The sequence below is a fragment of the Pinisolibacter sp. DMC19 genome (assembly GCF_056313985.1).
Window position 1 is genome coordinate 476,232 of the sequence record NZ_JBQUZF010000001.1, and the last position, 22,985, is coordinate 499,216.

The 22,985-nt window shown below is 70.4% G+C and carries 21 protein-coding genes; 8 read left to right on the forward strand and 13 right to left on the reverse strand.

The window, feature by feature from the left end; genetic code table 11:
* The first annotated feature begins 7 nt into the window (after positions 1–7).
* Genes ACT53U_RS02090 through cobJ form a run of 3 tightly spaced genes read left to right on the forward strand, consistent with a single transcriptional unit; the run spans position 8 to position 2,168 of the window.
* Positions 8–667 carry a precorrin-8X methylmutase gene (locus ACT53U_RS02090; protein ID WP_476152330.1) on the forward strand — a complete coding sequence of 220 codons (660 nt, stop codon included), beginning with the start codon at positions 8–10 and terminating at the stop codon, positions 665–667.
* 2 nt (positions 668–669) lie between these two features.
* Positions 670–1,401: a precorrin-2 C(20)-methyltransferase gene (locus ACT53U_RS02095; protein ID WP_476152332.1), complete on the forward strand. Its 732-nt coding sequence runs from the start codon at positions 670–672 to the stop codon at positions 1,399–1,401.
* Positions 1,398–2,168 carry a precorrin-3B C(17)-methyltransferase gene (gene cobJ / locus ACT53U_RS02100; protein WP_476152334.1) on the forward strand — a complete coding sequence of 257 codons (771 nt, stop codon included), beginning with the start codon at positions 1,398–1,400 and terminating at the stop codon, positions 2,166–2,168. The genes ACT53U_RS02095 and cobJ overlap by 4 nt, the downstream gene beginning before the upstream one ends.
* Positions 2,169–2,398: 230 nt before the next feature.
* Here the strand turns inward: cobJ and ACT53U_RS02105 are convergent, their stop codons facing one another.
* On the reverse strand, positions 2,399–3,148 hold the full coding sequence (locus ACT53U_RS02105) for a cobalt-precorrin-6A reductase (RefSeq protein WP_476152336.1): 750 nt from the start codon (positions 3,146–3,148) through the stop codon (positions 2,399–2,401).
* A 23-nt stretch (positions 3,149–3,171) separates the two neighbouring features.
* On the opposite strand from ACT53U_RS02105, the gene cbiE reads away from it, so the two are divergent.
* The 3 genes from cbiE to cobM are packed head-to-tail and all read left to right on the forward strand — an operon-like array spanning position 3,172 to position 5,718.
* A complete protein-coding gene (cbiE, locus tag ACT53U_RS02110; protein WP_476152338.1) occupies positions 3,172–4,503 on the forward strand; it encodes a precorrin-6y C5,15-methyltransferase (decarboxylating) subunit CbiE in 1,332 nt (443 codons plus the stop codon).
* The gene (locus tag ACT53U_RS02115; RefSeq protein ID WP_476152340.1) at positions 4,500–4,904 is read left to right on the forward strand and encodes a cobalamin biosynthesis protein; all 405 of its coding nucleotides are present in this window, start codon (positions 4,500–4,502) and stop codon (positions 4,902–4,904) included. Before cbiE ends, ACT53U_RS02115 begins: the two co-directional genes overlap by 4 nt.
* Positions 4,905–4,947: 43 nt before the next feature.
* The gene (gene cobM, locus ACT53U_RS02120; RefSeq protein ID WP_476152342.1) at positions 4,948–5,718 is read left to right on the forward strand and encodes a precorrin-4 C(11)-methyltransferase; all 771 of its coding nucleotides are present in this window, start codon (positions 4,948–4,950) and stop codon (positions 5,716–5,718) included.
* A 308-nt stretch (positions 5,719–6,026) separates the two neighbouring features.
* Here the strand turns inward: cobM and ACT53U_RS02125 are convergent, their stop codons facing one another.
* Entirely contained in the window at positions 6,027–7,145 is a 1,119-nt protein-coding gene (locus ACT53U_RS02125) for a cobalt-precorrin-5B (C(1))-methyltransferase (protein ID WP_476152344.1), read from the reverse strand.
* Positions 7,146–7,208: 63 nt separating this feature from the next.
* Between ACT53U_RS02125 and cobA the strand changes: the two genes are divergently transcribed.
* Both cobA and ACT53U_RS02135 read left to right on the forward strand, forming a co-directional pair.
* Positions 7,209–8,033 (forward strand): uroporphyrinogen-III C-methyltransferase, encoded by an 825-nt coding sequence (gene cobA, locus ACT53U_RS02130; RefSeq protein ID WP_476152346.1) that lies wholly within the window; start codon positions 7,209–7,211, stop codon positions 8,031–8,033.
* Positions 8,030–9,358, forward strand: coding sequence for a cobyrinate a,c-diamide synthase (locus tag ACT53U_RS02135; RefSeq protein WP_476152348.1), 1,329 nt, complete (start codon positions 8,030–8,032; stop codon positions 9,356–9,358). Before cobA ends, ACT53U_RS02135 begins: the two co-directional genes overlap by 4 nt.
* A gap of 106 nt (positions 9,359–9,464) precedes the next feature.
* On the opposite strand, the gene nifA is transcribed toward ACT53U_RS02135, so the two are convergent.
* The 11 genes from nifA to argS form a co-directional block, all read right to left on the reverse strand.
* The gene (nifA, locus tag ACT53U_RS02140; protein WP_476153038.1) at positions 9,465–11,234 is read right to left on the reverse strand and encodes a nif-specific transcriptional activator NifA; all 1,770 of its coding nucleotides are present in this window, start codon (positions 11,232–11,234) and stop codon (positions 9,465–9,467) included.
* Positions 11,235–11,570: 336 nt separating this feature from the next.
* The gene (locus ACT53U_RS02145) at positions 11,571–12,332 is read right to left on the reverse strand and encodes an SDR family NAD(P)-dependent oxidoreductase (protein ID WP_476153039.1); all 762 of its coding nucleotides are present in this window, start codon (positions 12,330–12,332) and stop codon (positions 11,571–11,573) included.
* 669 nt (positions 12,333–13,001) lie between these two features.
* Positions 13,002–14,279 (reverse strand): serine--tRNA ligase, encoded by a 1,278-nt coding sequence (gene serS / locus ACT53U_RS02150; protein ID WP_476152350.1) that lies wholly within the window; start codon positions 14,277–14,279, stop codon positions 13,002–13,004.
* A 60-nt stretch (positions 14,280–14,339) separates the two neighbouring features.
* Positions 14,340–15,155, reverse strand: coding sequence for a twin-arginine translocase subunit TatC (gene tatC / locus ACT53U_RS02155; RefSeq protein WP_476152352.1), 816 nt, complete (start codon positions 15,153–15,155; stop codon positions 14,340–14,342).
* A complete protein-coding gene (tatB, locus tag ACT53U_RS02160; RefSeq protein WP_476152354.1) occupies positions 15,152–15,733 on the reverse strand; it encodes a Sec-independent protein translocase protein TatB in 582 nt (193 codons plus the stop codon). The genes tatC and tatB overlap by 4 nt, the downstream gene beginning before the upstream one ends.
* Positions 15,734–15,868: 135 nt before the next feature.
* Positions 15,869–16,096, reverse strand: a complete 228-nt coding sequence (locus ACT53U_RS02165) for a twin-arginine translocase TatA/TatE family subunit (protein ID WP_476136382.1) — start codon at positions 16,094–16,096, stop codon at positions 15,869–15,871.
* A gap of 120 nt (positions 16,097–16,216) precedes the next feature.
* Entirely contained in the window at positions 16,217–16,936 is a 720-nt protein-coding gene (gene scpB / locus ACT53U_RS02170) for an SMC-Scp complex subunit ScpB (RefSeq protein WP_476152356.1), read from the reverse strand.
* Positions 16,933–17,835: a segregation and condensation protein A gene (locus ACT53U_RS02175; RefSeq protein ID WP_476152358.1), complete on the reverse strand. Its 903-nt coding sequence runs from the start codon at positions 17,833–17,835 to the stop codon at positions 16,933–16,935. Before ACT53U_RS02175 ends, scpB begins: the two co-directional genes overlap by 4 nt.
* Positions 17,836–17,860: 25 nt before the next feature.
* The gene (gene nagZ, locus ACT53U_RS02180; RefSeq protein ID WP_476152360.1) at positions 17,861–18,880 is read right to left on the reverse strand and encodes a beta-N-acetylhexosaminidase; all 1,020 of its coding nucleotides are present in this window, start codon (positions 18,878–18,880) and stop codon (positions 17,861–17,863) included.
* 88 nt (positions 18,881–18,968) lie between these two features.
* Positions 18,969–21,041, reverse strand: a complete 2,073-nt coding sequence (locus ACT53U_RS02185) for an SPOR domain-containing protein (RefSeq protein ID WP_476152362.1) — start codon at positions 21,039–21,041, stop codon at positions 18,969–18,971.
* Positions 21,042–21,113: 72 nt separating this feature from the next.
* Complete coding sequence (argS, locus tag ACT53U_RS02190; RefSeq protein WP_476152364.1) at positions 21,114–22,874, reverse strand: arginine--tRNA ligase; 1,761 nt, start codon at positions 22,872–22,874, stop codon at positions 21,114–21,116.
* Positions 22,875–22,985 lie beyond the last annotated feature (111 nt).

A 22,985-nucleotide genomic window follows, 5' to 3' on the forward strand; every position in this document is an offset into this window, starting at 1 on the left:
ACCCGCTTTGCCCTCGAAACGATCCGACGGACCGGCCACCCGCGAGAGCTACGTCAAGGACGGCGCGGCGATCTACGAGCGCTCCTTCCGCATCATCCGCGCCGAGGCCGACCTCGCCCGCTTCCGTGATCCGGTCGAGGAACGCACCGTCGTCCGCGTCATCCACGCCTGCGGCATGGTCGAGGTCGCCGCCGACGTCGCCTTCGCCCCCGGTGCCGCCGCCGCGGCGGAAGCGGCCTTGAAGGCCGGGGCGCCGATCCTCTGCGATGCCGAGATGGTGGCGCGCGGCATCACCCGCTCGCGGCTTCCCGCCGACAACGCCGTGATCTGCACGCTGAACGACCCGCGCGTGCCGGATCTCGCGAAAGCCATGGGCACCACCCGGTCAGCCGCGGCGATGGAACTGTGGCGCGAGCATTTGGCCGGATCGATCGTCGCCATCGGCAACGCCCCGACCTCGCTGTTCCGCCTTCTCGAGATGTTCGACGAGGGCGCGCCCCTGCCGGCGGCGATCGTCGGCATGCCGGTCGGCTTCGTCGGCGCCGCCGAGAGCAAGGAAGCGCTGATCGAGGACGGCCGCGCCCCCTGGATCGTCGTGCGCGGCCGCAAGGGCGGCTCCGCCATGACCGCCGCCGCCGTCAACGCGCTCGCCAGCGCCAAGGAGTGATCATGACCCAGAAGGGCACCTTCCACGGCGTCGGCCTCGGGCCGGGCGATCCCGATCTCCTCACCGTCCAGGCGGTGAAGCTGGTCGAGAGCGCCGGCCTCGTCACCTACTTCGCCAAGAAGGGAAAGCGCGGCAACGCCCGCACCATCGTCGACAAGTGGATGCCGAAGGGCAAGCCGGAGCTGCCGCTCTGGTACCCGATGACGACCGAATGCCACTTCGGCGACACCGCCTACGTCGACGCGCTGCGCGAGTTCTACGAGCGTTCGGTCGAGGCGATCGCCGACGTGCTCGACATGGGCAAGGATGTCGTCCTCGTCTGCGAGGGCGACCCGATGTTCTACGGCTCCTTCATGCACCTCTACGTGCGCCTGAAGGACCGTTATCCGACGAAGATAACCCCCGGCGTCACCGGCATGGCCGGCTGCTGGGCCGCAGCCGGTCTGCCGATGACCTGGGGCGACGACAAGCTCTCGGTGATCGCCGGCACCATGCACGAGGAGGACCTCGTGCGTGCCCTCGAGGGCACGGACGCCGCCGTGATCATGAAGCTCGGCACCAACTTCCCGAAGGTCCGCCGCGCCATCGCCCGCGCCGGGCTGCTGGAGCGCGCCACCTATGTCGAGCGCGGCACCATGGCGGGCGAACTCGTCCTGCCGCTCGCCGACAAGGCGGACGATTCGGCGCCCTATTTCTCGCTGATCCTGATCCCGGGCGAGGGTCGCCGGCCATGAGTGCGACGTCCGCCGGCTGGCTGCGCGTCGTCGGCACCGGCCCAGGCCCGGCGCATTGGATGACGCCCGAGACCGCCGCCATCCTCGCGGCGGCGACCGATCTCGTCGGCTACGCCCCTTACGTCGCCCGCTGCCCCGAACGCCCCGGCCAGACCCGCCACGGCTCCGACAACCGCGTCGAACTCGACCGCGCAGCCCATGCGCTCGAACTCGCCGCCGCCGGCGCCCGCGTCGCCGTCGTCTCCGGCGGCGATCCCGGTGTCTTCGCCATGGCCGCCGCGGTGATGGAAGCGATCGAGCGCGGGCCGGCCGCATGGCGCGCCCTCGATCTGACGGTCCATCCCGGCGTCTCGGCGATGCAGGCGGCCTCCGCCCGTCTCGGCGCGCCTCTGGGGGCGGATTTCTGCGCCATCAACCTGTCGGACAATCTGAAGCCCTGGAGCGTGGTGGAGAAGCGCCTCGCCGCCGCCGCCGACGCCGGCTTCGTGATCGCGCTCTACAACCCCGCCTCGAAGGCCCGCCCACGCCAGATCTTCGACGCCTTCGCCGTGTTGCGGGCCGTCGCCCGCCCCGAGACGGTGGTGGTGCTCGCCCGCGCCATCGGCCGCCCCGACGAACGCGTGACCATCGCGACGCTGGCGGACGTCGATCTCGGCCTCGTCGACATGGCGACCTGCGTCATCGTCGGCAATCCGGACACGCGCCTCGTCGGTCGTGGGCCGGGCCGCGAACCCTGGGTGCATTCGCCCCGCTCGGTCGAAGGATGAGCGCGATGGCGGGCGCGACCGATCGCAAGCCCCCCCTCTTCGGCTTCACCCTGAGGTGCCCGACCGAAGGGCGGGCCTCGAAGGGCGAAGCCGGCGACGGGCGGCGCGGCGATCACCGGCCACGCCCTGCCCATCGCCCCTTCGCCCTTCGAGGCTCGCTGACGCTCGCACCTCAGGATGAAGGGGCTCCGCTCGACGCCATCGGTGTCTCCAAGCCCGGTCTTGACCCCTCACCCGCCCCGCACGCGCTCAAGGAAGGCGAAGACCCCCGCCACGTCGTGGACCTGCGGCACATCCGGCCGCGTCGGCGGTTGCTGGATCACCACCGGCAGGCCGAGTTCCCGTGCCGCGACGATCTTCGGATAGGTCGCCGCTCCGCCGGAGTTCTTGGTCACCACCACCTCGATCCCCTCGCGCACCATCAGATCGCGCTCGGCGGCGAGGTCGAAGGGTCCGCGATCGTAGAGCATGACGTGGTCGGGCAGCCGCGCCAGAACCTCCGCTTCCGGCGGATCGATGGTGCGGATCACGTAGTGGTGCTGCGGCGCCACCGCGAAGCTCGCGAGCCCCAGCCGGCCGGTCGTCAGCAGCACCCGCTTCGGCGCCTCGCCGATGGCGAGCGCCGCCTCCTCCAGCGTCGCGACCTCGCGCCAGTCGTCGCCCGCCTCGCGGGCCCAGGCGGGCCGGACCAGCGCGACGATCGGCGTGCCGGTCGCCCGCGCGGCCTCGGCGGCGTTGCGGCTGATCTGCGCGGCGAAGGGATGGGTGGCGTCGACCAGCGCCGCGATGCCATGATCGCGCAGGTAGGCCGCCAGCCCCTCGGCGCCGCCGAAACCGCCGACGCGGGTCGGGATCGGCTGGGCCGCCGGCGCTTCCGTTCGCCCGGCGAGCGACAGCGTCGCGGCAATGTCGGGGCGGTCGGCCAGCGCCTTCGCCAGACGGCTCGCCTCGGTGGTGCCGCCGAGAACCAGAATGCGCATCGGACCCTCCGGGAGCCTTCACGATGATCGATCAGACCGTGACCACCCCCTGGCTGGCGATCATCGGCCTCGGCGAGGACGGGCTCGACGGCCTGACGCCCGCCGCGCGTCGGCTCCTCTTTTCGGCCGAACTCGTCGTCGGCGGCAAGCGCCATCTGGCGCTCGTCGGCGACACACCGGCGGAAAAGCTCGCCTGGCCGTCGCCGCTCACCGACGCCTTCCCGTCGATCCTCGCCCGCCGCGGCCACCCCGTCGCCGTGCTCGCCTCCGGCGACCCCTTCTCCTACGGCGTCGGCTCGCTTCTCGCCCGCCACGTGCCGCCGAACGAATACGTGACGCTGCCGGCGCCCTCGGCCTTCTCCATGGCCGCCGCCCGCGTCGGCTGGGCGGTGCAGGACTGCGCCCTCATCACGCTGCACGGCCGCGCGTTCGAGAAGATCGTGCCGCATCTCCAGCCCGGCCGGCGTATCCTCGTCCTCTCATGGGACGGCACGACGCCCGCCCGCCTCGCCGAACACCTCGTCGCCAACGGCATGGGCCGCTCGAAGCTGATCGTGCTGGAAGCCATGGGCGGCGCGCGCGAACGGGTCAATGCTTCGCTGGCGAAGGACTTCGTTCGCTCCGACCTCGATCCCCTGAACACCGTGGCGATCGAGGTGGTGGCGGATGCGAACGCCCGCATCCTGCCGCTCGCCGCCGGCATTCCCGACAGTTTCTTCGAGAACGACGGCCAGATCACCAAGCGCGAGATCCGCGCCACGACGCTGTCGAAACTGGCGCCGCGCCACGGCGAACTGCTGTGGGACATCGGGGCCGGTACCGGCTCGATCTCGATCGAATGGATGCTCGCCTCGCCCGGCAATCGCGCCATCGCCATCGAGCCCCGACCAGACCGCCTCGCCCGCGTCGCCCGCAACGCCGCGCTCTTCGGCGTGCCGGATCTGGTGACGATCGAAGGCAGCGCGCCCGAGGCGCTCGAGGGCCTGCCGACGCCCAACGCGATCTTCCTCGGCGGCGGCGGTGTCGATGCCGACCTCGTGGCGCACCTCGCCGCCCGCCTCGCCCCCGGCGGCCGCCTCGTCGCCAATGCGGTGACGATCGAGACCCAGGCCGACGTCATCGCCCGCTTCACCGCGATGGGCGGCGATCTCGTCCAGATCTCGGTGGCCCGCGCCAGCCCCGTCGGCCGCTTCCACGGTTTCCGCCCGGCGATGCCGATCCTACAGTGGGTTTGGGAGAAGCCGGCCGGCGATCCTGTGGAAAACCCTGTGGATGACCTGTCGACGAACGGTGGAAGACCCGCCTCGCAGATGGTGCAAGACCATGGGGACGACCTGGGGGAAAACGGTTCATGACCTCGCGTTTCCTCGCCGTCGGCATCGGCTGCCGCGCCGGCGTAGCCACCGAAGCGATCGTCGATCTGATCGAGGAGGCCCTCGCCCAGACCGGCGAGGAGGCCCTCCCCGTCGCCCTCTTCACGGTGGCCGACAAACAGTCGGAAACCGGCATCGCGCAGGCCGCGGCGCTGCTCGGCTTCCCGCTGGTTCATCTGCCACGCCTGGCTCTCGAATCGGTCGCCGACCGGGTGACGATCCGCTCGGAGAAGGTGATCGAACTCTTCGGCGTCCCCTCGATCGCCGAAGGCTCGGCGCTCGCCGGCGCCGGGGCGAACGGCCGCCTCCTCGTCCCCCGCAAGGCGGCCCGCGGCGCAACCGTGGCCGTCGCGATCTCCGGCGAGGGAGGCGGCACGCCGTGATCACCGCCCTTCCGCAGCGCCCCTTCATGCCGAGGCCCAATCCATGACCGTCCATTTCATCGGCGCCGGCCCCGGCGCGGCGGACCTGATCACCGTGCGCGGGCGCGACCTCATCGCAGCCTGCCCCGTGGTGCTGTGGGCCGGCTCGATCGTGTCGAAGGACCTCCTCGTCCACTGCCGCCCCGACGCACGCATCGTCGACACCGCGCCGCTGTCGCTCGACGAGATCGAGGCCGAATTCGTCCGCGCCCAAGCGGCGAACGAAGACGTCGCCCGGCTTCATTCCGGCGATCTGTCGGTGTGGTCGGCGATGGGCGAGCAGATCCGCCGGCTCGAGCGCCACGGCATTCCGTACACGGTGACGCCGGGCGTGCCCTCCTTCGCGGCCGCCGCGAGTGTGCTGCGCCAGGAGCTGACGCTGCCTGAAGTGACCCAGTCCGTGGTGCTGACCCGCACTTCGGGCCGTGCCTCGGCCATGCCCGAGAGCGAGACCATCGCCGCCTTCGCCGCGACGCGGGCGACGCTCGCCGTGCATCTCTCGATCCACGTGCTGGAGAAGGTCGTCGCGGAGGCGACCCCGTTCTACGGCGCCGATTGCCCGGTCGCGGTGGTCTTCCGCGCCACCTGGCCGGACGAACGGGTGGTGCGGGGGACGCTGTCGTCGATCGTCGCGCAGCTCGCCGCCGAGCCGATGGAACGCACCGCGCTGATCCTGATCGGCCCGGCGCTGGCGGCGCGCGACTTCCGCGAATCCTCCCTCTACGACGCCGCCTATCAACGCCGGTTCCGGGGAAGAGACGGAAGGCCGGAGTGAGTCACCGCCGCCACTTCGCCGGATCATCGCCCGTTCGGTTCGGAGCCGACCAGCCCGATGCGGCGAGGTCTACCCCTCCCCTCAGGGGAGGGGCAGGGGTGGGGTGAACGGCCGATGCGGCAGAGCAAGCCGTCGGCGGTTGTCCGACCGATCACGCGCTCGTCGGAAGCCGAAGCGCCGAACCCCACCCGCCTCGCGATGCTCGGCACCCTCCCCTGATGGGAGGGTGGAACGGCGGCGCCGCCTCGGGTTCCATCGGGCGCAGCAGGAGGGACAGGGCCTGAATCTTCCGGCCAGCCCCTTCCCGCTCACGCCACCCGAAACCCGCTCGACGCCACCAGCCCGCCCTGACGGTCGAAGATCGCGACCTCGAGCGCGATGCCACTTCCCACGATCATCGCCGCCGCCGTCCGCCAGCCGGCCGCCGCGATCGGCGTGCCGAGGTCGAAGCCGGTCGCCCGCGCGATCTCCAGCACCTCCAGCGCGGAATTCGCCGCCCCCACCCGCGCGACGACCTCGGCGCTCGCCCCGGCGCTTGCGGCGACCTCGGCGAGGAAGGCGTGGTCGACCGAACCGCGCTTGGAATGGAGATCGGTCAACCCTTGCGCCAGTTTCACCGACTTGGCGAAGCCGCAGGCGATGGTGACGCGGGCGACCGGGTGCGTCTTCAGATACTTCAGCATACCGCCGACGAAGTCGCCCATCTCGATCAGCGCCTGCTCGGAAAGCCCGTGGAGGCCCGCGACGGCCTTCTCCGAGGTGTTGCCGGTCGATCCGGCGACGTGATCGAGGCCGCAGGCGCGCGCCACGTCGATGCCGCGATGGATCGAGTGGATCCAGGCGGCGCAGGAAAACGGCACGACGATGCCCGTCGTCCCGAGGATCGACAGGCCGCCGAGGATGCCGAGGCGCGGGTTGAGCGTCTTCAGCGCCAGCTTCTCACCGTGCCTCACGCCGATCTCGACGACGAAGTCGCAAGGCGCGCCCGCCGCTTCGGCGACGCGGGCGAGCGCCTCGCTCATCATCCGCCGCGGCACCGGGTTGATCGCCGGCTCGCCGACGGGCACGGGAAGCCCCGGCCGCGTCACCGTGCCGACGCCTTCTCCTGCACGGAAAACGATGCCCGTGCCCGGCGCGCCGCGCGCCACGCGGGCGATCACCAGCGCGCCGTGGGTGACGTCGGGATCGTCGCCGGCGTCCTTGACGACGCCGGCCTCGGCGACATCTCCGTCCAGCCGGGCCGTGGCGAGCGAAAACGCCGGCTCCTGCCCGCGCGGCAGCCGCACCACGACCGGATCGGGGAAGGCGCCGCCGAGAAGAGCGCTCGCCGCGGCTGTCGCCGCCGCCGTGGCGCAGGTGCCCGTCGTCCATCCCCGACGCAGGTCGGGCGAATGTTCGTTTTTCGGTGAAGCGGCGTCGTCATTCATGGCGAGAGTTGGTATCTCATGAGCATCCGCCGCGATCCATCGCTATTCGCGGCCCGACGAGACATGGAACACGCGACGATGCCTCAGGTCGATCTCGGCCCCCTCGCCCGCCACATGCCGGACTTCGCGCCCGGCTCCGTCTGGCTCGTCGGCGCCGGCCCCGGCGATCCCGGGCTGCTGACCGCCCGCGCCATCCACGCGCTGGCGACCGCCGACGTCATCGTCTACGACGCCCTCGTCGCCCCCGAGATCCTCGATCTCGCCCACCCCGGCGCGACGCGCGAATTCGCCGGAAAGCGCGGCGGCAAGCCGTCGGCCAAGCAGGGCGACATCACCGAGCGGCTGATCGAACTCGCCCGCGACGGCAACCGCGTGCTGCGGCTGAAGGGCGGCGATCCCTTCGTCTTCGGCCGCGGCGGCGAGGAGGCACGCGCGCTTCACGCCGCCGGCGTCCCCTTCCATGTCGTCCCCGGCATCACCTCCGGTCTCGGCGGCCTGACGGCGGCCGGCATCCCGGCGACGACGCGCGACACCAACCAGGCGATCGTGCTGATGACCGGGCACTATGCCGTGCAGGGCCCCGAGGCGATCGATTGGGCCGCCTTCGTGCGCACCGGCGTGCCGCTGGTGCTCTACATGGCGATGAACAATCTGCCGGCGATCGTCGGCGAACTCGCCAAGGCCGGCATGGCCGCCGACACGCCCGTCGCCTTCGTCAACAAGGCGACGACGCCGGAGCAGCGCGTCCTGGTGACGACGCTCGGCCGCTGTCTCGACGACGTCGCCGCGGCGAAGATCGAGGCGCCGACCATCACCGTGCTCGGCTCGATCGTGCCGCTGCGCGCCATCCTCGGCTACGGTGACGGCCGGCTCGAGGCGCCGCAATGACGGCGCCCGCCCGCCCGCGCGGCCTGATGGTGGCGGCGCTGCGCTCCGGCTCGGGCAAGACCACGGTGACGCTCGGCCTGCTGCGGGCGCTCGCCCGCCGCGGCCTCGCGGTCTCGGGTGCGAAGTGCGGGCCGGACTACATCGACCCCGCCTTCCACGCGGTGGCGACCGGCCGGCCGAGCCTCAATCTCGACGGTTGGGCGATGACGCCAGGCCTGATCGGCGCGCTGGCAGCACGCACCGCGCAGGGCGCCGACGTCGTCGTCGCCGAGGCGCTGATGGGCCTCTTCGACGGCGTGCCGGCGGAACCCGGCCGCTCCGGCGCCTCCGCCGACGTCGCCCGCACGCTCGGCCTGCCGGTGCTGCTGGTGCTCGACGTCTCCGGCCAGTCGCAGTCGGCGGCGGCGATCGTCGCCGGCGTCAGGGCCTATGCGCCCGACCTCGCGCTCGCCGGCGTGGTGCTGAACCGGGTCGGCTCGGAGCGCCACACCCGCCTGGTGACCGACGCGATCCGCGCCCTCGGCGTCGACGTCTTCGGCGCCATCCCGCGCACGCCCGACGTCGTCCTGCCGGAGCGCCATCTGGGGCTGGTCCAGGCCGGCGAGATCGCCCATCTCGAGGCGTTGCTCGACCGCATGGCCGACCTCGTCGAGGCCCACGTCGACCTCGACCGCCTCCTCGCTGCGGCGCGGCCGATGGCGCCGATCGCCGAGGACACGGCGGCCGCGATCCCGCCGCCGGGCGGCCGCATCGCCGTGGCGCGCGATGCCGCCTTCACCTTCCTCTATCCGCATCTGGCGGAGGGCTGGCGGGCGGCGGGCGCCGAGATCGCCTTCTTCTCGCCGCTCGCCGACGAGGCGCCGGACGCGACCGCCGACGTCTGCTGGCTGCCGGGCGGCTACCCGGAACTCCATGCCGGCCGCCTCGCGACGGCCGAGGGCTTCAAGGCCGGCCTCGCCCGTTTCGCCGAGACGCGGCCGGTCCACGGCGAGTGCGGCGGCTACATGGTGCTCGGCCGCGCACTGACCGACGCCGACGGGGTGGTCCACCCGATGGCCGGCCTGCTCGGGGTCGAGACGAGTTTCGCCAAGCGCAAGATGCAGCTCGGCTATCGCGAGATCGAGCTTCTCGCCGACGGCCTGCTGGGGCCGGCCGGATCGCGCCTCGCCGGCCACGAGTTCCACTATGCCAGTGTCGTGACCCGCGGCGACGACAGGCCCTTCGCGCTCGCCGGCGACGCCTACGGCAACGAGCCGACGCCCACCGGCGGCCGCCGCGGCACCGTCACCGGCAGCTTCTTCCACGCAGTGGCGCGACGCGTCTGATTCGCGAGAGCGCGACCGAAAGGAAAAACGGCCCGGATCGCTCCGGGCCGTCAGTGGGTCTTTGCAGGAGGAACTGCGATGTGCTTCCCACTCTCCAGCGGCGTGGTCAGAACCGCTTGAGTTCGATGTTGTGCTTCTTCAGGGCATAGCCGATCTGGCGCGGCGTCAGGCCGAGGATGCGGGCGGCCTTGGCCTGCACCCAGCCGGAGCGCTCCATCGCGTCGACCAGCCGGTCGCGCTCGCTCGGTCGCCCGCCGAGCGCCGGACAGTTGGCATCGGCGTGTTCACAGAGGCCCGAAGCTCCACCCGTGACCTCGGCCGGCAGCGGCGCCGGAGCGGCCATCGGCGGCAGACCGGCAGGCGACGGCATCGGCGCCTCGGCGACACCGCCGACGGGGAAGACGGCCGGCACGGCACCGTGGTTCGGCGTCGGTGCCACCACCGGCTGGCCGGAGGCGAGCATGGCGATCGGGTCGGGCATGCCCGGCTTCTTCGGCGCGCTCTTCCACAGCAGTGCCGACAGGCAGTTGCCGGTGTGGCAGGCGAAGTCGTCCGGCATGATCGTCTCGCCGTGGGCGAGCGTCGCGGTGCGGCGGACGCAGTTCTCGAGTTCGCGCACGTTGCCGGGGAAGTAGCAGCGCGACAGCAGCTCGAGACCGCCCGGCGAGATCGCCATCTTGCGCCCGTTCTCCTCGTTGAAACGCGTCACGAAGGCGCGGGCGAGGTGCGGAATGTCGCCGGGACGTTCACGCAAGGGCGGCAGGAACACCGGCACCACGTTGATGCGATAGTAGAGGTCGGCGCGGAACTCGCCCTTGGCGACCGCCTCCTCGAGGTTCTTGTTGGTGGCGCAGACGAGGCGGACGTCGACCTTCAGCGTCTTGGTGCCGCCGACGCGCTCGAATTCGCCCTCCTGCAGGATGCGCAGGAGCTTGGCCTGGAACGAGGCCGAGATCTCGCCGATCTCGTCGAGCAGCAGCGTACCGCCGTTCGCCAGTTCGAAGCGGCCGGCGCGCTGGCCGACGGCACCGGTGAAGGAGCCCTTCTCGTGGCCGAAGAGCTCGCTCTCGAGCACGCTCTCGGGCAGCGCGGCGCAGTTGAGCTTGACGAAGGGCTTGGACTTGCGTGGTGAGAGATCGTGGATCGCCCGGGCGAAGAGTTCCTTGCCGGTGCCGCTCTCGCCGCGCAAGAGCACGGTCGAGTTCGACTTGGCGACGACGGCGATCGTCTGCAGCACGCGCTTGACCGCCACGCTCTCGCCGACGATGCCCTCGACCTTCGGCGTCGCCCGCGGCACCCGGTTGGCGAGTTCGTTGCCGAGCGCCTTCTCGAGGCTCGAGCGCTCGTCGAGCAGGCGTTGACGATCGGCCGAGAGGATGCGGTGCAGCTTCACCGTCTGACCGGTGAGGTTGGCCACCATCGACAGGAAGCGCAGGTCGTCGTCGATGCGGAACTGGGTGCGGCCGTCCCACACGCGGTCGATGGAGAGCGTCCCCACCACCTTGTTGTCGGCCTTGATCGGCACGCCGATGAAGGAGACGCGCATGCCGGCCTCTTCGGCGAGCAGCCCGTCGGCGGTCTCGAACAGCGGATCGCGCGAAATGTCCTGGGCGACGACCGGCGTCGTCGTGGCGACGATGCGATCGATCACCGCACGTGGCAGGCTGTCGATGGCGCGGCCGCGCTTCGGCCCCTGCTCGGCCCAGCCGGCGGTCGCCACGATCTCGACGTCGCCGACGTCGTCGAGCACGACGATCATGCCGCGGCGCATCTGCAGGAACGACGTCAACACGTTGACGACGTTGGAAAGCGTCATCTCGAGGCGCGCAGGCGTCGTCAGGATCTTCGAGATCTCGTAGATCCCGAAGAGCGCCATCTCGGCATTGGCCTTGGCGTAGGTCGGCTTCGGTCCTCCGACCGGCCCGGCATCCTGACGATCCGGGCCGAAAGCGGCAGCGGTCGCGATACCCATCGTCCGTCTCCTCGTCAGATCTCTTTCGGAAGATCGCGACGGCGAACCTCGAAAGATCTGCTGGAACGGAAAGATGCTGCGCGCCGACCGCCGAAATGTCACGCCGCTTTTGGCGTCATGATTCCGGTCGGATTGCACAAACGAATTGCATTAATTCCAAAAAGCCCTACGCGGAAACACGCAAGGCCAAGTCTATCGTTTCGTATACGATAGTTTGCTGCGCCGCAGCAACGTGGTCTATCAGAGAAGCTGGCCACCGTTGATGTTGATCTGTTCGCCAGTGATGTAGGACGAAGCTTCCGAGCAGAGGAAGTGGACGAGTTCCGCCACTTCTTCCGGCCGCCCCAGACGTTTCATCGGGATGAGCGGCAGGAATTTTTCTTCTGTGCCCGGCGACAGGATGTCGGTGATGATTTCGCCCGGGGCGATCGCATTGACGCGAATACCGTGCGGCGCATAGTCGTTCGCCATCTCACGGGTCAGCGCCGTCAGCGCCGCCTTGGAGGTGGCGTAGGCGGTGCCGGCGAAGGGATGGACGCGGCTGCCGACCACCGACGTGATGTTCACGACCGACCCGCGCCCCGCCTTCAGCTCGTCGAACAGGCCCTTGGCGAGCATGATCGGCGCCAGCAGATTGACGTGGAACACCTGCATCCAGCTCATCATCGGCGTGGTCAGCGAGTTCAGCCGCTCGCCGTTGGGTCCCTTGGGCGAGATGCCGGCGTTGTTGATCAGCGCATGCAGCTTGCCGTTGCCGATGCGGCGCTTGATGTCGATCATCGCCAACGGCACCTGCTCGCGGTCGCCGAGGTCGCACTGGACGTGATCTTCCGGCCCCGCCTCCCACGGACAGCGGTTTCCTTCGAAGGCGTGGCGGGAAATCGTGATGATGCGCCAACCCTGATCGGCGAATTTGCGCACGATCGAATGGCCGATGCCGCGGCTCGCACCGGTGACGATCATGGTGCGGCGATCGCCGTCCTGATCGAGCGCCGGCGGCACGTGCTGGTAGGCATGGAGATGCTCGTGATCGATCGGGCAGCCCTCGATCGCCTCGGCCCGATGCTCGCCGCCGTAGCCGCCGTAACCGCTCTGACCACCGTAGCCCTGGCCGCCGTGCCCCGGCGCACCGTGGCCCTGCGCACCCTGCCCCGCCGGCGCCTCGGGGCGCTTGAACGTGTGGGTGACGGGATCGTAACCCGGCGGATAGATCGGCTTGCCGTCGGGACCGATCGGCGGCGTGTAGGTGTGGGTGACCGGGTCGTAACCCGGCGGATAACGCCCCGCACCCGCCGCTCCGGCGGAAGCGCCGTGCTCATTTTTTGAGCGGTCGTCGGTCGGATGATCGGCGGACATGGGCGAATCCCTCGTTTTCGGCACCGGAGCGGTGACGGCGAGGCAAACGTAGTGTCCCCCTCCGCCCCCGACAAGGCGTCGGACGCGGGGCCGCGTCCCATCCGCCGATTCGTTCGCAGGGCGACGACATCGCCGCACGTGAGGCCCTTCCCTTCTCCCCTCGCGGGAGAAGGTGGCGCGGCAAGCGCCGGATGAGGGGGCGCGGGCGTCAGCCCGCTCCACGAGGCGGCGAGGCTTCGCGCTGACGCGCGACACCCCTCATCCGCCCTTCGGGCACCTTCTCCCGCAAGGGGAGAAGGAAGGCCGCCCCCTGCCTCAGGGCGTGATCAGCTCGAGCCCGCCCATGTAGGGGCGCAGCACCTCCGGCACCGTCACCGAGCCGTCGGCGTTCTGGTAGTTCTCCAGCACAGCCACCAGGCAGCGGCCGACCGCCACGCCCGAGCCGTTGAGCGTGTGGACGAAGCGCGTGCCCTTGCCCTCGGTCGGACGCATGCGGGCGTTCATCCGGCGGGCCTGGAAGTCGCCGCAGTTGGAGCAGGACGAGATCTCGCGATAGGCGTCCTGCCCCGGCAGCCAGACCTCGATGTCGTAGGTCTTGCGCGAGGAGAAGCCCATGTCGCCGGTGCAGAGCACGATGGTGCGATAGGGCAGCCCGAGCTTCTGCAGCACGTCTTCGGCAGCCTGAGTCATGCGCTCGTGCTCGGCCTCCGAGGTCTCCGGCGTGGTGATCGACACCATCTCGACCTTGGGGAACTGGTGCAGCCGGATCATGCCGCGCGTGTCGCGACCGGCCGAACCCGCCTCCGAACGGAAGCACGGCGTCCAGGCGGTGAAGCGGAAGGGGAGCTTTGCTTCTTCCACGATCTCGTCGCGGACGATGTTGGTGACCGGGACTTCCGCCGTCGGGATCAGCCAGAAGCCGTTCTCGGTGCGGAACAGATCCTCGGCGAACTTCGGCAGGTTGCCGGTGCCGTAGGCCGACTCGCTCTTCACCAGGAAGGGCGGGTTCACTTCGGTGTAGCCGTGGTGGTCGACGTGGAGGTCGAGCATGAACTGGCCGAGCGCCCGCTCGAGCCGCGCCAGCTTGCCCTTCAGAAGCACGAAGCGGGCGCCCGAGATCTTGGTCGCCGCCTCGAAGTCCATCTGACCGAGCGTCTCGCCGATCTCGAAATGCTGCTTGGGGGCGAAGTCGAAGCTCTTCGGCGTGCCCCAGCGGCGGATCTCGACGTTGTCGGCCTCGTCCTTGCCGACCGGCACGTCGCTCGCCGGAACGTTGGGGATGCCGGCGAGCAGATCGGTGACGGCCTGTTCGATGGTGCGCTCTTCCGCCTCGCCCGCCTGGATCTCGGACTTGATCGCCGCGACCTCGGCCTTCAGCGCCTCGGCGGTGGCGAGGTCCTTCTTGCCCATCGCCATGCCGATCGCCTTGGCCGAGGCGTTGGCCTTGGCCTGGAGCTCCTGCAGACGGGTGAGGTGGGCGCGGCGCTTCTCGTCGAGCGCCAGAACCTCGGCCGACAGCGGCGCCTTGTTGCGGTTGGCGAGCGCGGCGTCGAAGGCTTCGGCGTTTTCGCGGATCCACTTGATGTCGTGCATGGGACTGTCCTCAGGGCCGGGGCGACCGACGCGCGTGGCGCCGGTCGAAAGCCGGAGGGATCAGTCGCGCGGCACGATGTCCGTACCCGAGGATTCGAGCCGTTCTTCCGGCTCTTCCTTCCGACGCTCCACCATCCTCACGGCGAAGATGGTGAGTTCGTAGAGGAGGATGGTGGGCACCGCAAGCGAGATCTGGGAGATCGGATCGGGCGGCGTCAGCACCGCCGCGACGACGAAGGCGATGAGGATCGCCCAGCGCCGCTTCTCGCGCAGCCCCTTGGAGGTCACCACCCCGATGTGGCCGAGCAGCGTCAGCACGACCGGCAGCTGGAAGACGAGACCGAAGGCGACCGTCAGCGACATGATCAGCGACAGATATTCCGAGACCTTCGGCAGGAGCTCGATCTTGATGCCGTCGCCGTCGACCTGCTGCATGCCGGCGAAGAAGCCGAGCACCATCGGCAAGAGGATGTAGACGAGGCCGGCGCCGAGCAGGAAGAACACCGGCGTGGCGACGAGATAGGGCAGGAAGGCCCGCTTCTCGTGCTTGTAGAGCCCCGGCGCGACGAACTTGTAGAGCTGCGTCGCGATCATCGGGAAGGCGATGATCAGCGCCCCGTAGAAGGCCACCTTGATCTGGGTGATGAAGAATTCCTGCGGCGCAGTGAAGATCATCGTCGCCGCCTTGCCCGTCATCCGCCGAATGACGAAATCGTAGGGCCAGACGAGGAAGTTGTAGATCGGCTTGGCGAAGGCGAAGCAGACGAAGAAGGCCACGACCAGCGTCAGGAGGGCGCGAATCAGCCGCGACCGGAGCTCGATCAGGTGCTCGATCAGCGGCGCACGCGAGGATTCGATGTCGTCGATGTCGCTCATGCCTCGCCGGTCTCCGCGACTGTCTCGGTCTTCTTCTTGCGCACGCGCTTCGGCTTCGCCGGCGCCTCTTCCGCGGGCGTCTCCGCCGCGGCCACCGCCACCGGCTCGGCCTCGGCGGCCGGGGCCGCGAAGGCCGTCAGGTCGAGCGGCGCCGGCTCGTAGCTCTGCACGCTCGCCATGTCGTCGATACGCGCGGCGACCTCGGCCTCGGCGGCCGGATCGGGCTCCGCGGCGACTTGCGCGGCGGCGAAGGACTGGGCGGAGGCGTTGATGTCGGCGATCTGGGCGTCGGTGTCGCGCTTGACCTCGTCGAGGGTCTGCGACACCGAGGCGAACTGTTCGGCGATGAGGTTCTTCGGCGAGAGCGAACGCAGGTCGTCGACGCTCTTGCGGACGTCGTCGAGTTCCGCCTCGCGGATCGCCTCGTTCATCTGCCCCTGGAATTCGGCCGCCATGCGACGCGCCTTGCCGATCCACTGACCGGCGGTGCGCATCATCTGCGGCAACTCCTTGGGTCCGACGACCACCAGAGCCACCACGCCGATGATGATGATTTCGGAGAAATCCAGCCCGAGCATCGTGAACGCCTCTGGGGGACCGTGGGCCTCACGCGGCCCCGGTCTGGCAGACGGACCGGGGACGAGCCCCGGCCGGAGAGCGGCACGAAGCCGCGTCGAACGATGGGCTCCCGCGCCTGCGGGAGCCTACCGCGATCAGCCCGCCGTCTTGGACTTGTCTTCGGTCGGAACGGTCTCGCCGGCCTTGGCGTCGATCGCCTTCGGCGGCGTCTGGGCGACGTCGTCGTCCTGAAGACCCTTCTTGAAGCTCTTGATGCCCTTGGCGAAATCACCCATCAGGTCGGAGATCTTGCCCTTGCCGCCGAAGAACAGGAGGGCGACCGCCAGGACGATCAGCCAGTGCCAGATGCTCAAGGAACCCATGTCGAACTCTCCAAGTGGGACGCCTCGCGCCCCGGACTGCGGCGGGGGCACTATTGCAAAAAGCCCCCACCCCCGCAACCGGCCGCGGGCTCTGTGGACATGGTGATCCCGGCCCCCGCGTCAACCGTCTTCGTCGGGTTCCACCTCGGCGAGCAGCAGGGCGAGATCTCCCTCTTCCAGCGGGTCCTCGTCCGCCGTCAGCGCCTCGCCCTCGACCGGCATCGGCAGGTGGAAGCCGGCCGGGATCTGCCCCTCGAGCAGACCCGCCGCCTTCAACTCTTCGAGACCGGGCAGATCGCGCACGCTCTCGAGGCCGAAATGGACGAGGAACCCGTCGGTCGTCCCCCAGGTGATCGGCCGCCCCGGCGTCCGTCGGCGGCCGCGCATGCGGATCCAGCCGGCTTCGAGCAACTGGTCGAGCACGCCCTTGGACATCGACACGCCGCGGATCTGCTCGATCTCGGCGCGCGTCACCGGCTGGTGATAGGCGACGATCGCCAGCACCTCGAGCGCCGCACGGCCGACCTTGCGCGGCTCGCTCTCCTCGCGCGTCAGCCGCGGCGCGAGATCGGCGGCGGTGCGGAAGAGCCATTTCTCGGCGACGCGGACGAGTTCGACGCCGCGGCCGCGATAGTCCTCGACCAGCGCCGCGAGCACCGCCGCGACGTCGATCCCCGGCCCGACCAGATCGGCCAGCGCCTCGGCCGAGACCGGCTCGGCGGCGGCGAAGAGCGCCGCCTCGATCAGCCGCGCCGCGTCGCGTTCGCGCAAGGATGCGAGCACGTCGCCGGGCGGCGGCATGCCCTCTTCGTCGTCGAGATCGTCGATGTCGTCGCTCATGCGACCTCTCCGTTCTGATCGTCCTCGGCCTCGTCGCCCCCTGCCCCCGCCTCGCGCGGACGCAACATCAGGGGCGCGAAGGCCTCGGACTGGCTCAAGTCGATGACGCCCTCGCGCACCATCTCGAGGCTGGCGGCGAAGCTCGAGGCGATCACCCCGGCGCGCGCCTCCGGCTCGACGTCGAGGGCGACGAGCCGGTCGAGCGGCACCCAGTCGACGAGCGGCCCGATCAGCCGCTCGAGGATGGCGCGGGCCTCGACCAGCGACCACACGTGCCGCGCCTTGACCCGGACCTCGTTGACGAGCGAGCGCTGGCGGAAACCGGCATAGGCCGACAGGAGATCGAACAGGCTCGCCTCCCACGCCGGCCGGACGACCGCGACGGTCGCCTCCGGCATGCCGCGCAGGAAGACGTCGCGCCCGACCTGCGGCCGCGCCTGGAGTTCGGTCGATCGCGCTCGCATCGCCTCGAGCTTGCGCAGGCGGAAGGCGAGCAGCGCGGCGAGTTCCTCGCCGCTCGGCTCGTCGTCTTCCGGCGGCTTGGGCAGCAGAAGACGCGATTTCAGATAGGTCAGCCACGACGCCATCACGAGATGGTCGGCGGCGATCTCGAGGCGCTTGGCCCGCACCCGTTCGACGAAGGCGAGATACTGGTCGACCAGTTGCAGGATCGAGATCCGCGCCAGATCGACCTTCTGATTGCGCGCCAGCGTGAGGAGAAGGTCGAGCGGCCCCTCGAACCCGTCGAGGTCGACGTGCAGCGCCTCGTCGGAAAGCGGCGCCGCTTCGTCCGTCTCGGCGCGTTCCGACACGTCGAGGCGCGGCGGCTTCGACCAGTCGTCGCCGTCGGCGATGCCGTCGTCGGCCCTCGCGTCGCTGTCGTTGCCCGTCACGTCCATCCCCGTCGCCCCCGACGGGGATGTTTCAGACCAGGGGGGCTCCCGTCAATCGGGCGAATTCCGCGCGCGCCGCTTCGCGGTCGAATCCGTCCGGTCTGCGACGCATGGCCTCGGCCCGGAGCGCCCGGTCGAGCGCCCTGCCCTCGAGCGGCCGGCAATGGACGGCGACCTCGCGCATCTCGTCGAGCTTGCCGTTGCAGTGGAGCACCAGATCGCAGCCGGCGGCGAGCGAGGCGGCGGTGCGTTCGCCGATCGTGCCGGAGAGCGCCTGCATCGAGACGTCGTCCGACATCAGACAGCCGTCGTAGCCGATGTGGCCGCGGATCACCTCGTCGATCACCGTCTTCGAGGTGGTCGCGGGCCTCTCCGCGTCGATCGCGGCGTAGATGACGTGGGCGGTCATGGCGAGCGGCAGGTCGACGCACGACTTGAACGGCGCGAAGTCGGTCGCCTCCAGCGTCGCCCGGTCGGTCGTCACCACCGGCAGCGCCAGATGGCTGTCGACGCCGGCGCGGCCGTGGCCGGGAATGTGCTTGATCACCGGCAGCACGCCGCCGTCGAGGAGACCTGTCGCGGCGGCGCGGCCGAGTTGCGAGACGACGTCGGGAGCGAGCCCGTAGGCGCGATGGCCGATGACGTCGTGGGCGCCCTCGACCGGCACGTCGAGCAGCGGCAGACAGTCGACGTCGATGCCGAGCTCTAAGAGATCGGCGGCGATCAGCCGGGCACCGAGCCGCGCCGCGGCGAGGCCGGCGCGGCGATCGCGCTGCCAGAGTTCGCCGAAGGTGCGGCCCGTCGGATAGGCCGGCCAGTGCGGCGGCCCGAGCCGCTGGACGCGGCCGCCCTCCTGATCGATCAGGATCGGCGCATCGGGCCGGTCGGCCGCTTCGCGCAGCGCCGCGGTCAGGGCGCGGATCTGCTCCGGCGTCTCGCAGTTGCGCTTGAACAGGATGAAGCCCCACGGCCGCGTCTCGCGGAAGAAAGCGACTTCCTCGGCCGAAAGCGTGGTACCGGCGCAGCCGGTGATGAAGGCGGAAACGGGCATCTGGCTGAAATCTCGGTGGGCGAGAGACGATACGGGCCGGTCGTGGGAATGCCGCGGCCGGCCCGGGATGTGCGACGTCGAGGATCGATCAGCGCCGGGTCACCATGCACTGGCCGCCCTGCGACTGGATCTGCTGGCACAGCGCGACCGCGGCCTCGCGCGAACCGGCGGCGACGCGGGCCCGGAAGTAGACGCCCTTGGCGCCGAGATCGGCGCGCTGGACGTCGACCGCCTTGCCGGCGAGCGCCGGATGCTTGCGTTGCGCGGTGGCGAAGGACGAACGCGCGGCGGCGTCCGACCCGGAGGCCGAGAGCTGCACCATCCAGTCGCCACCACCCGAAGCGGCGGGCGCCGGCGGCGGGGCGAGCTGCTGCGGCGGCGCGACGGGCTTCGGCGGGGTCGCCTGCGGCGGCTGGGCCGAGGCGAGCTTCGGCGGCACCGCGCCGAGCGCCATCGGCGCACCCGTCGAGGCGTTCGTCGTCGCCGGCTTGGGCGGCGTGGCGGGCTTGGGCGGTACGATCGGGGTGGTCGCCACAGTCTTGACCGGTGCCGCAGCATGGGTCGGCGGCAGCGGCGGGGCAGCCTGCGGCACCGTCGGGACCGGCGCGACCTTCGGCACCGGCGCCGGGGTCGGCGGCGCGACTTGGACCGGCGTGACCGTCACCGTCTTGATCGGCGCCGGCGCATCGGGCGAGGCCCGCGGCACCGGCGGCAGCGCCGACGAAGGCGCCGCGGCGGGCGGCTGGGCGGCGACCGGCGGCACGGCCGAGACCTTCGGCGGTGTAGGCGTCGGCGGGGTCGCCGTGATCGGCGGCTCGGCCTGCGGCGGCATCGCCGAGACGATCGGCACCGATGTCACGACCGGCTTCGGCGGCTCGTCGGAGACGATCGAGCCGTCCGGGCGCACCACCACGGTCTTCACCGAATGGGGCTGATCGGCGGACGCCGCACGCGGCGCGCCGGGATTGATGACGCGGACCTCGCGACCGTCGGAGGTGCGGCCGGGGACATGCTCGACCGGATCTTCCTGCAGGCTGACGATCTTGGAGCCGGCGACCGAGGTGTCGCGCTTCAGCGTGATCTCGTCGTCGCCCGGCGCCGCCTTGGTCGGATCGGGCAGGATCTTGAGCGGCTTGCCGTCCGACAGGATCACCGTCGGCGCACCGACGCCGCCCGATCCCATCGTCTTCCACGCCGCCAGACCGCCGCCGCCGAGCAGGATCAGGCCGACCAGCGTCGCGGCGATGCGGAAGCCCTTGCCACCGCCCTCGCGCGGCATCTGCCGCACCGCGTATTCCTCGCGGTCGGAATGGGGACGGATCACCGCCCCTTCGGCCGCATAGGGCGAGGCCTCGCGCGCCGCGGCGGCGATCGCCGCCTGATCGAAGTCGTCGAAGGTCGGTTCGCGCGCCGCCGCCTCGCGGCCGGGGACGTCACGATTGCGCCGGATCTCGGCGGCGAAGGCCGCATCGAGATCGACCGCCGGCGCGGGCGCCGGATGATCGAAGGCCGGATCGTAGCTGCCGGCCGAGATGCCGTCGTCGTAGGCGTAGTAGTCGGCCCAACGCGGATCGGCGGCCTCGGTCTGCGTACGGACCTGCGCCGGGGTCGGGACCGGAGCCTGCGCCACCGGCGGCTGCGGCGGGGCGACCGGCGCGGCGGCGGCCTGCATCATGCGGGCCTGCTGGAAATAGGCCTCGGGCAGCCGTTCGCTCGCCGGCACCTGCGCCGACCGAACCGGCTGCGGCGTGGCGCGCGGCGCCTCGCGGACGATCGCCACCGGCTGCGGCTCGGGTTCGGGCGCCGCCCAGGCGCCGATCGAGGCGATGTCGTGATCGTCGACGGGATGCTGCGGGATGACCGGCGCGACCTCGCGCTCGAACGACCCGCGCACCCGCTCCTCGGGCGCGACGGACGAACGCAGCGTCTCGAACAGTTCGGCCTCGAGTTCGGAGACCTGCTGCGGCGCCGGACGTTGCGGCAGCGAGCGGCGGCCGACCTCGACGAGGTTCTCCGGCCGCACCGGGTGCATGGTCTCGCCGAGGATACGGGCGAGTTCGGCCAGCGGATCCTCGTCGGCGACGCCGTTGCGCCCGCCGCGACCGAGATCGGTCGGCGCGCGCTGGCCGGAGGCGGGGGGCTGACGCAGCGGATCGGACATCGATCGGGCACCTTTCGTCGACGGGGACGGCGGTCCGCCATCCCCCCTGTCGTCGTCCCGACCGCCGATTCCTCAGCGCATCTCCTTCGGAGCGCCGACACCGAGAACCGCGAGCCCGGACGCGAGAACCGAGGCGACGGCCTTCACCATCGCCAGTCGGGCATGGGACGACAATGGATCGTCAACGTTAACAAAGCGTAATTGTGGCAGATCCTTGCCCCTGTTCCAATGGGCATGAAGATCGGACGCCAGATCGTGCAGGAAGAACGCGATTCTGTGCGGTTCGTGACTTTCCGCCGCACCCTCCACGACACGCGGCCACTGGGCGATCCTCTTGAGAAGGCCCAGTTCTCCGGCGTCGTTCAGCAGCGTCAGGTCGGCCGCCGCCAGCCCCGCGTCGGCAAGATCGAGGCCCGGCAGCTGCTCCGCCGCCTGCTTCATCACCGAGTGCACGCGGGCGTGCGCGTACTGGACGTAGAAGACCGGGTTGTCCTTCGACTGCTCGGTGACCTTCTGGAAGTCGAAGTCGAGCGGCGCGTCGGATTTGCGGAAGAGCATCATGAAGCGCACCGCGTCGACGCCGACCTCTTCGACCACGTCGCGCAGCGTCACGAAGGAGCCCGAGCGCTTCGACATCTTCACCGGCTCGCCGGCGCGGAAGAGCTTCACCAGCTGGCAGAGCTTGACGTCGAGCGCCGCCTTGTCGCCCGAGATCGCCCGGACCGCCGCCTGCATCCGCTTGACGTAGCCGCCGTGGTCGGCACCCCAGATGTCGATCTGGTTGGCGAAGCCGCGCAGGTACTTGTCGAGGTGATAGGCGATGTCGGAAGCGAAATAGGTATAGGACCCGTCCGACTTCTTCAGCGGCCGATCGACGTCGTCGCCGAACTGCGTCGAGCGGAACAGCGTCTGCTCACGATCTTCCCAGTCCTCGGGAAGCTGGCCCTTCGGCGGCTCGAGCCGGCCCTCGTACATCAGGCCGGCGGCGGTCAGCGTGTCGATGGCGCGCGCCACCCGGTCGCCCTCGGGGCCGGTCTGCAGGCTCTTCTCCGAGAAGAACACGTCGTGGACGACGTTGAGGGCGGCGAGATCCTCGCGGATCATCGCCATCATCGCGTCGATGGCCTTCTGGCGCACGGTCGCCAGCCACTCGGCCTCGGGCTTGCCCTCGAAGGCGGTGCCGAACTCGGCGGCGAGCGCTGCGCCGACCGGCTTCAGATAGTCGCCGGGATAGAGCCCTTCCGGAATCTCGCCGATGTCGCGGCCGAGCGCTTCGAGGTAGCGCAGATGGGCGGAGCGGGCGAGCACGTCGACCTGGGCGCCGGCGTCGTTGATGTAATATTCCTTGGTCACGTCGTGGCCGGCGAAGGCCAGGATGTTGGCCAACGCGTCGCCGACGACGGCGCCGCGGCAATGGCCGACGTGCATCGGCCCGGTCGGGTTGGCCGAGACGTATTCGACGTTGACCTTGCCCTTGCCCGCCGCGCCGCGGCCGAACTGGTCGCCCGCGCGCACCACGCCGGCGAGGAAACCCGCCCAGTAGCCGGGCGCAAGGCGCAGGTTGAGGAAGCCGGGGCCGGCGACCTCGGTCTCGGCGATGTCGGGATCGGCGGCGAGTTCGCCCATCAGCTGGATGGCGAGCTGGCGCGGGTTCTGGCCCATCGGCTTCGCCAGCACCATCGCGGCGTTGACGGCGAGATCGCCGTGGGCGGCGTCGCGCGGCGGCTCGACGACGACGCGCGAGAGGTCGAGCGCCGAGCCGTCGGCGGCCTTCCACCCGAGCCGTTCGATGGTCGCGCGCACACGCGCCGAGAAGTCCGCGAAGATGTCCATGGTATCGACCGTTCTTTCTGGTCGGCCTCGCCGGGGAAAGCCGGAAAAGCCCGCGCGACACGCGCGCAATCATGCCGCCGGGAGCTATCGCAATTCGTCGGAAGCGTCAAA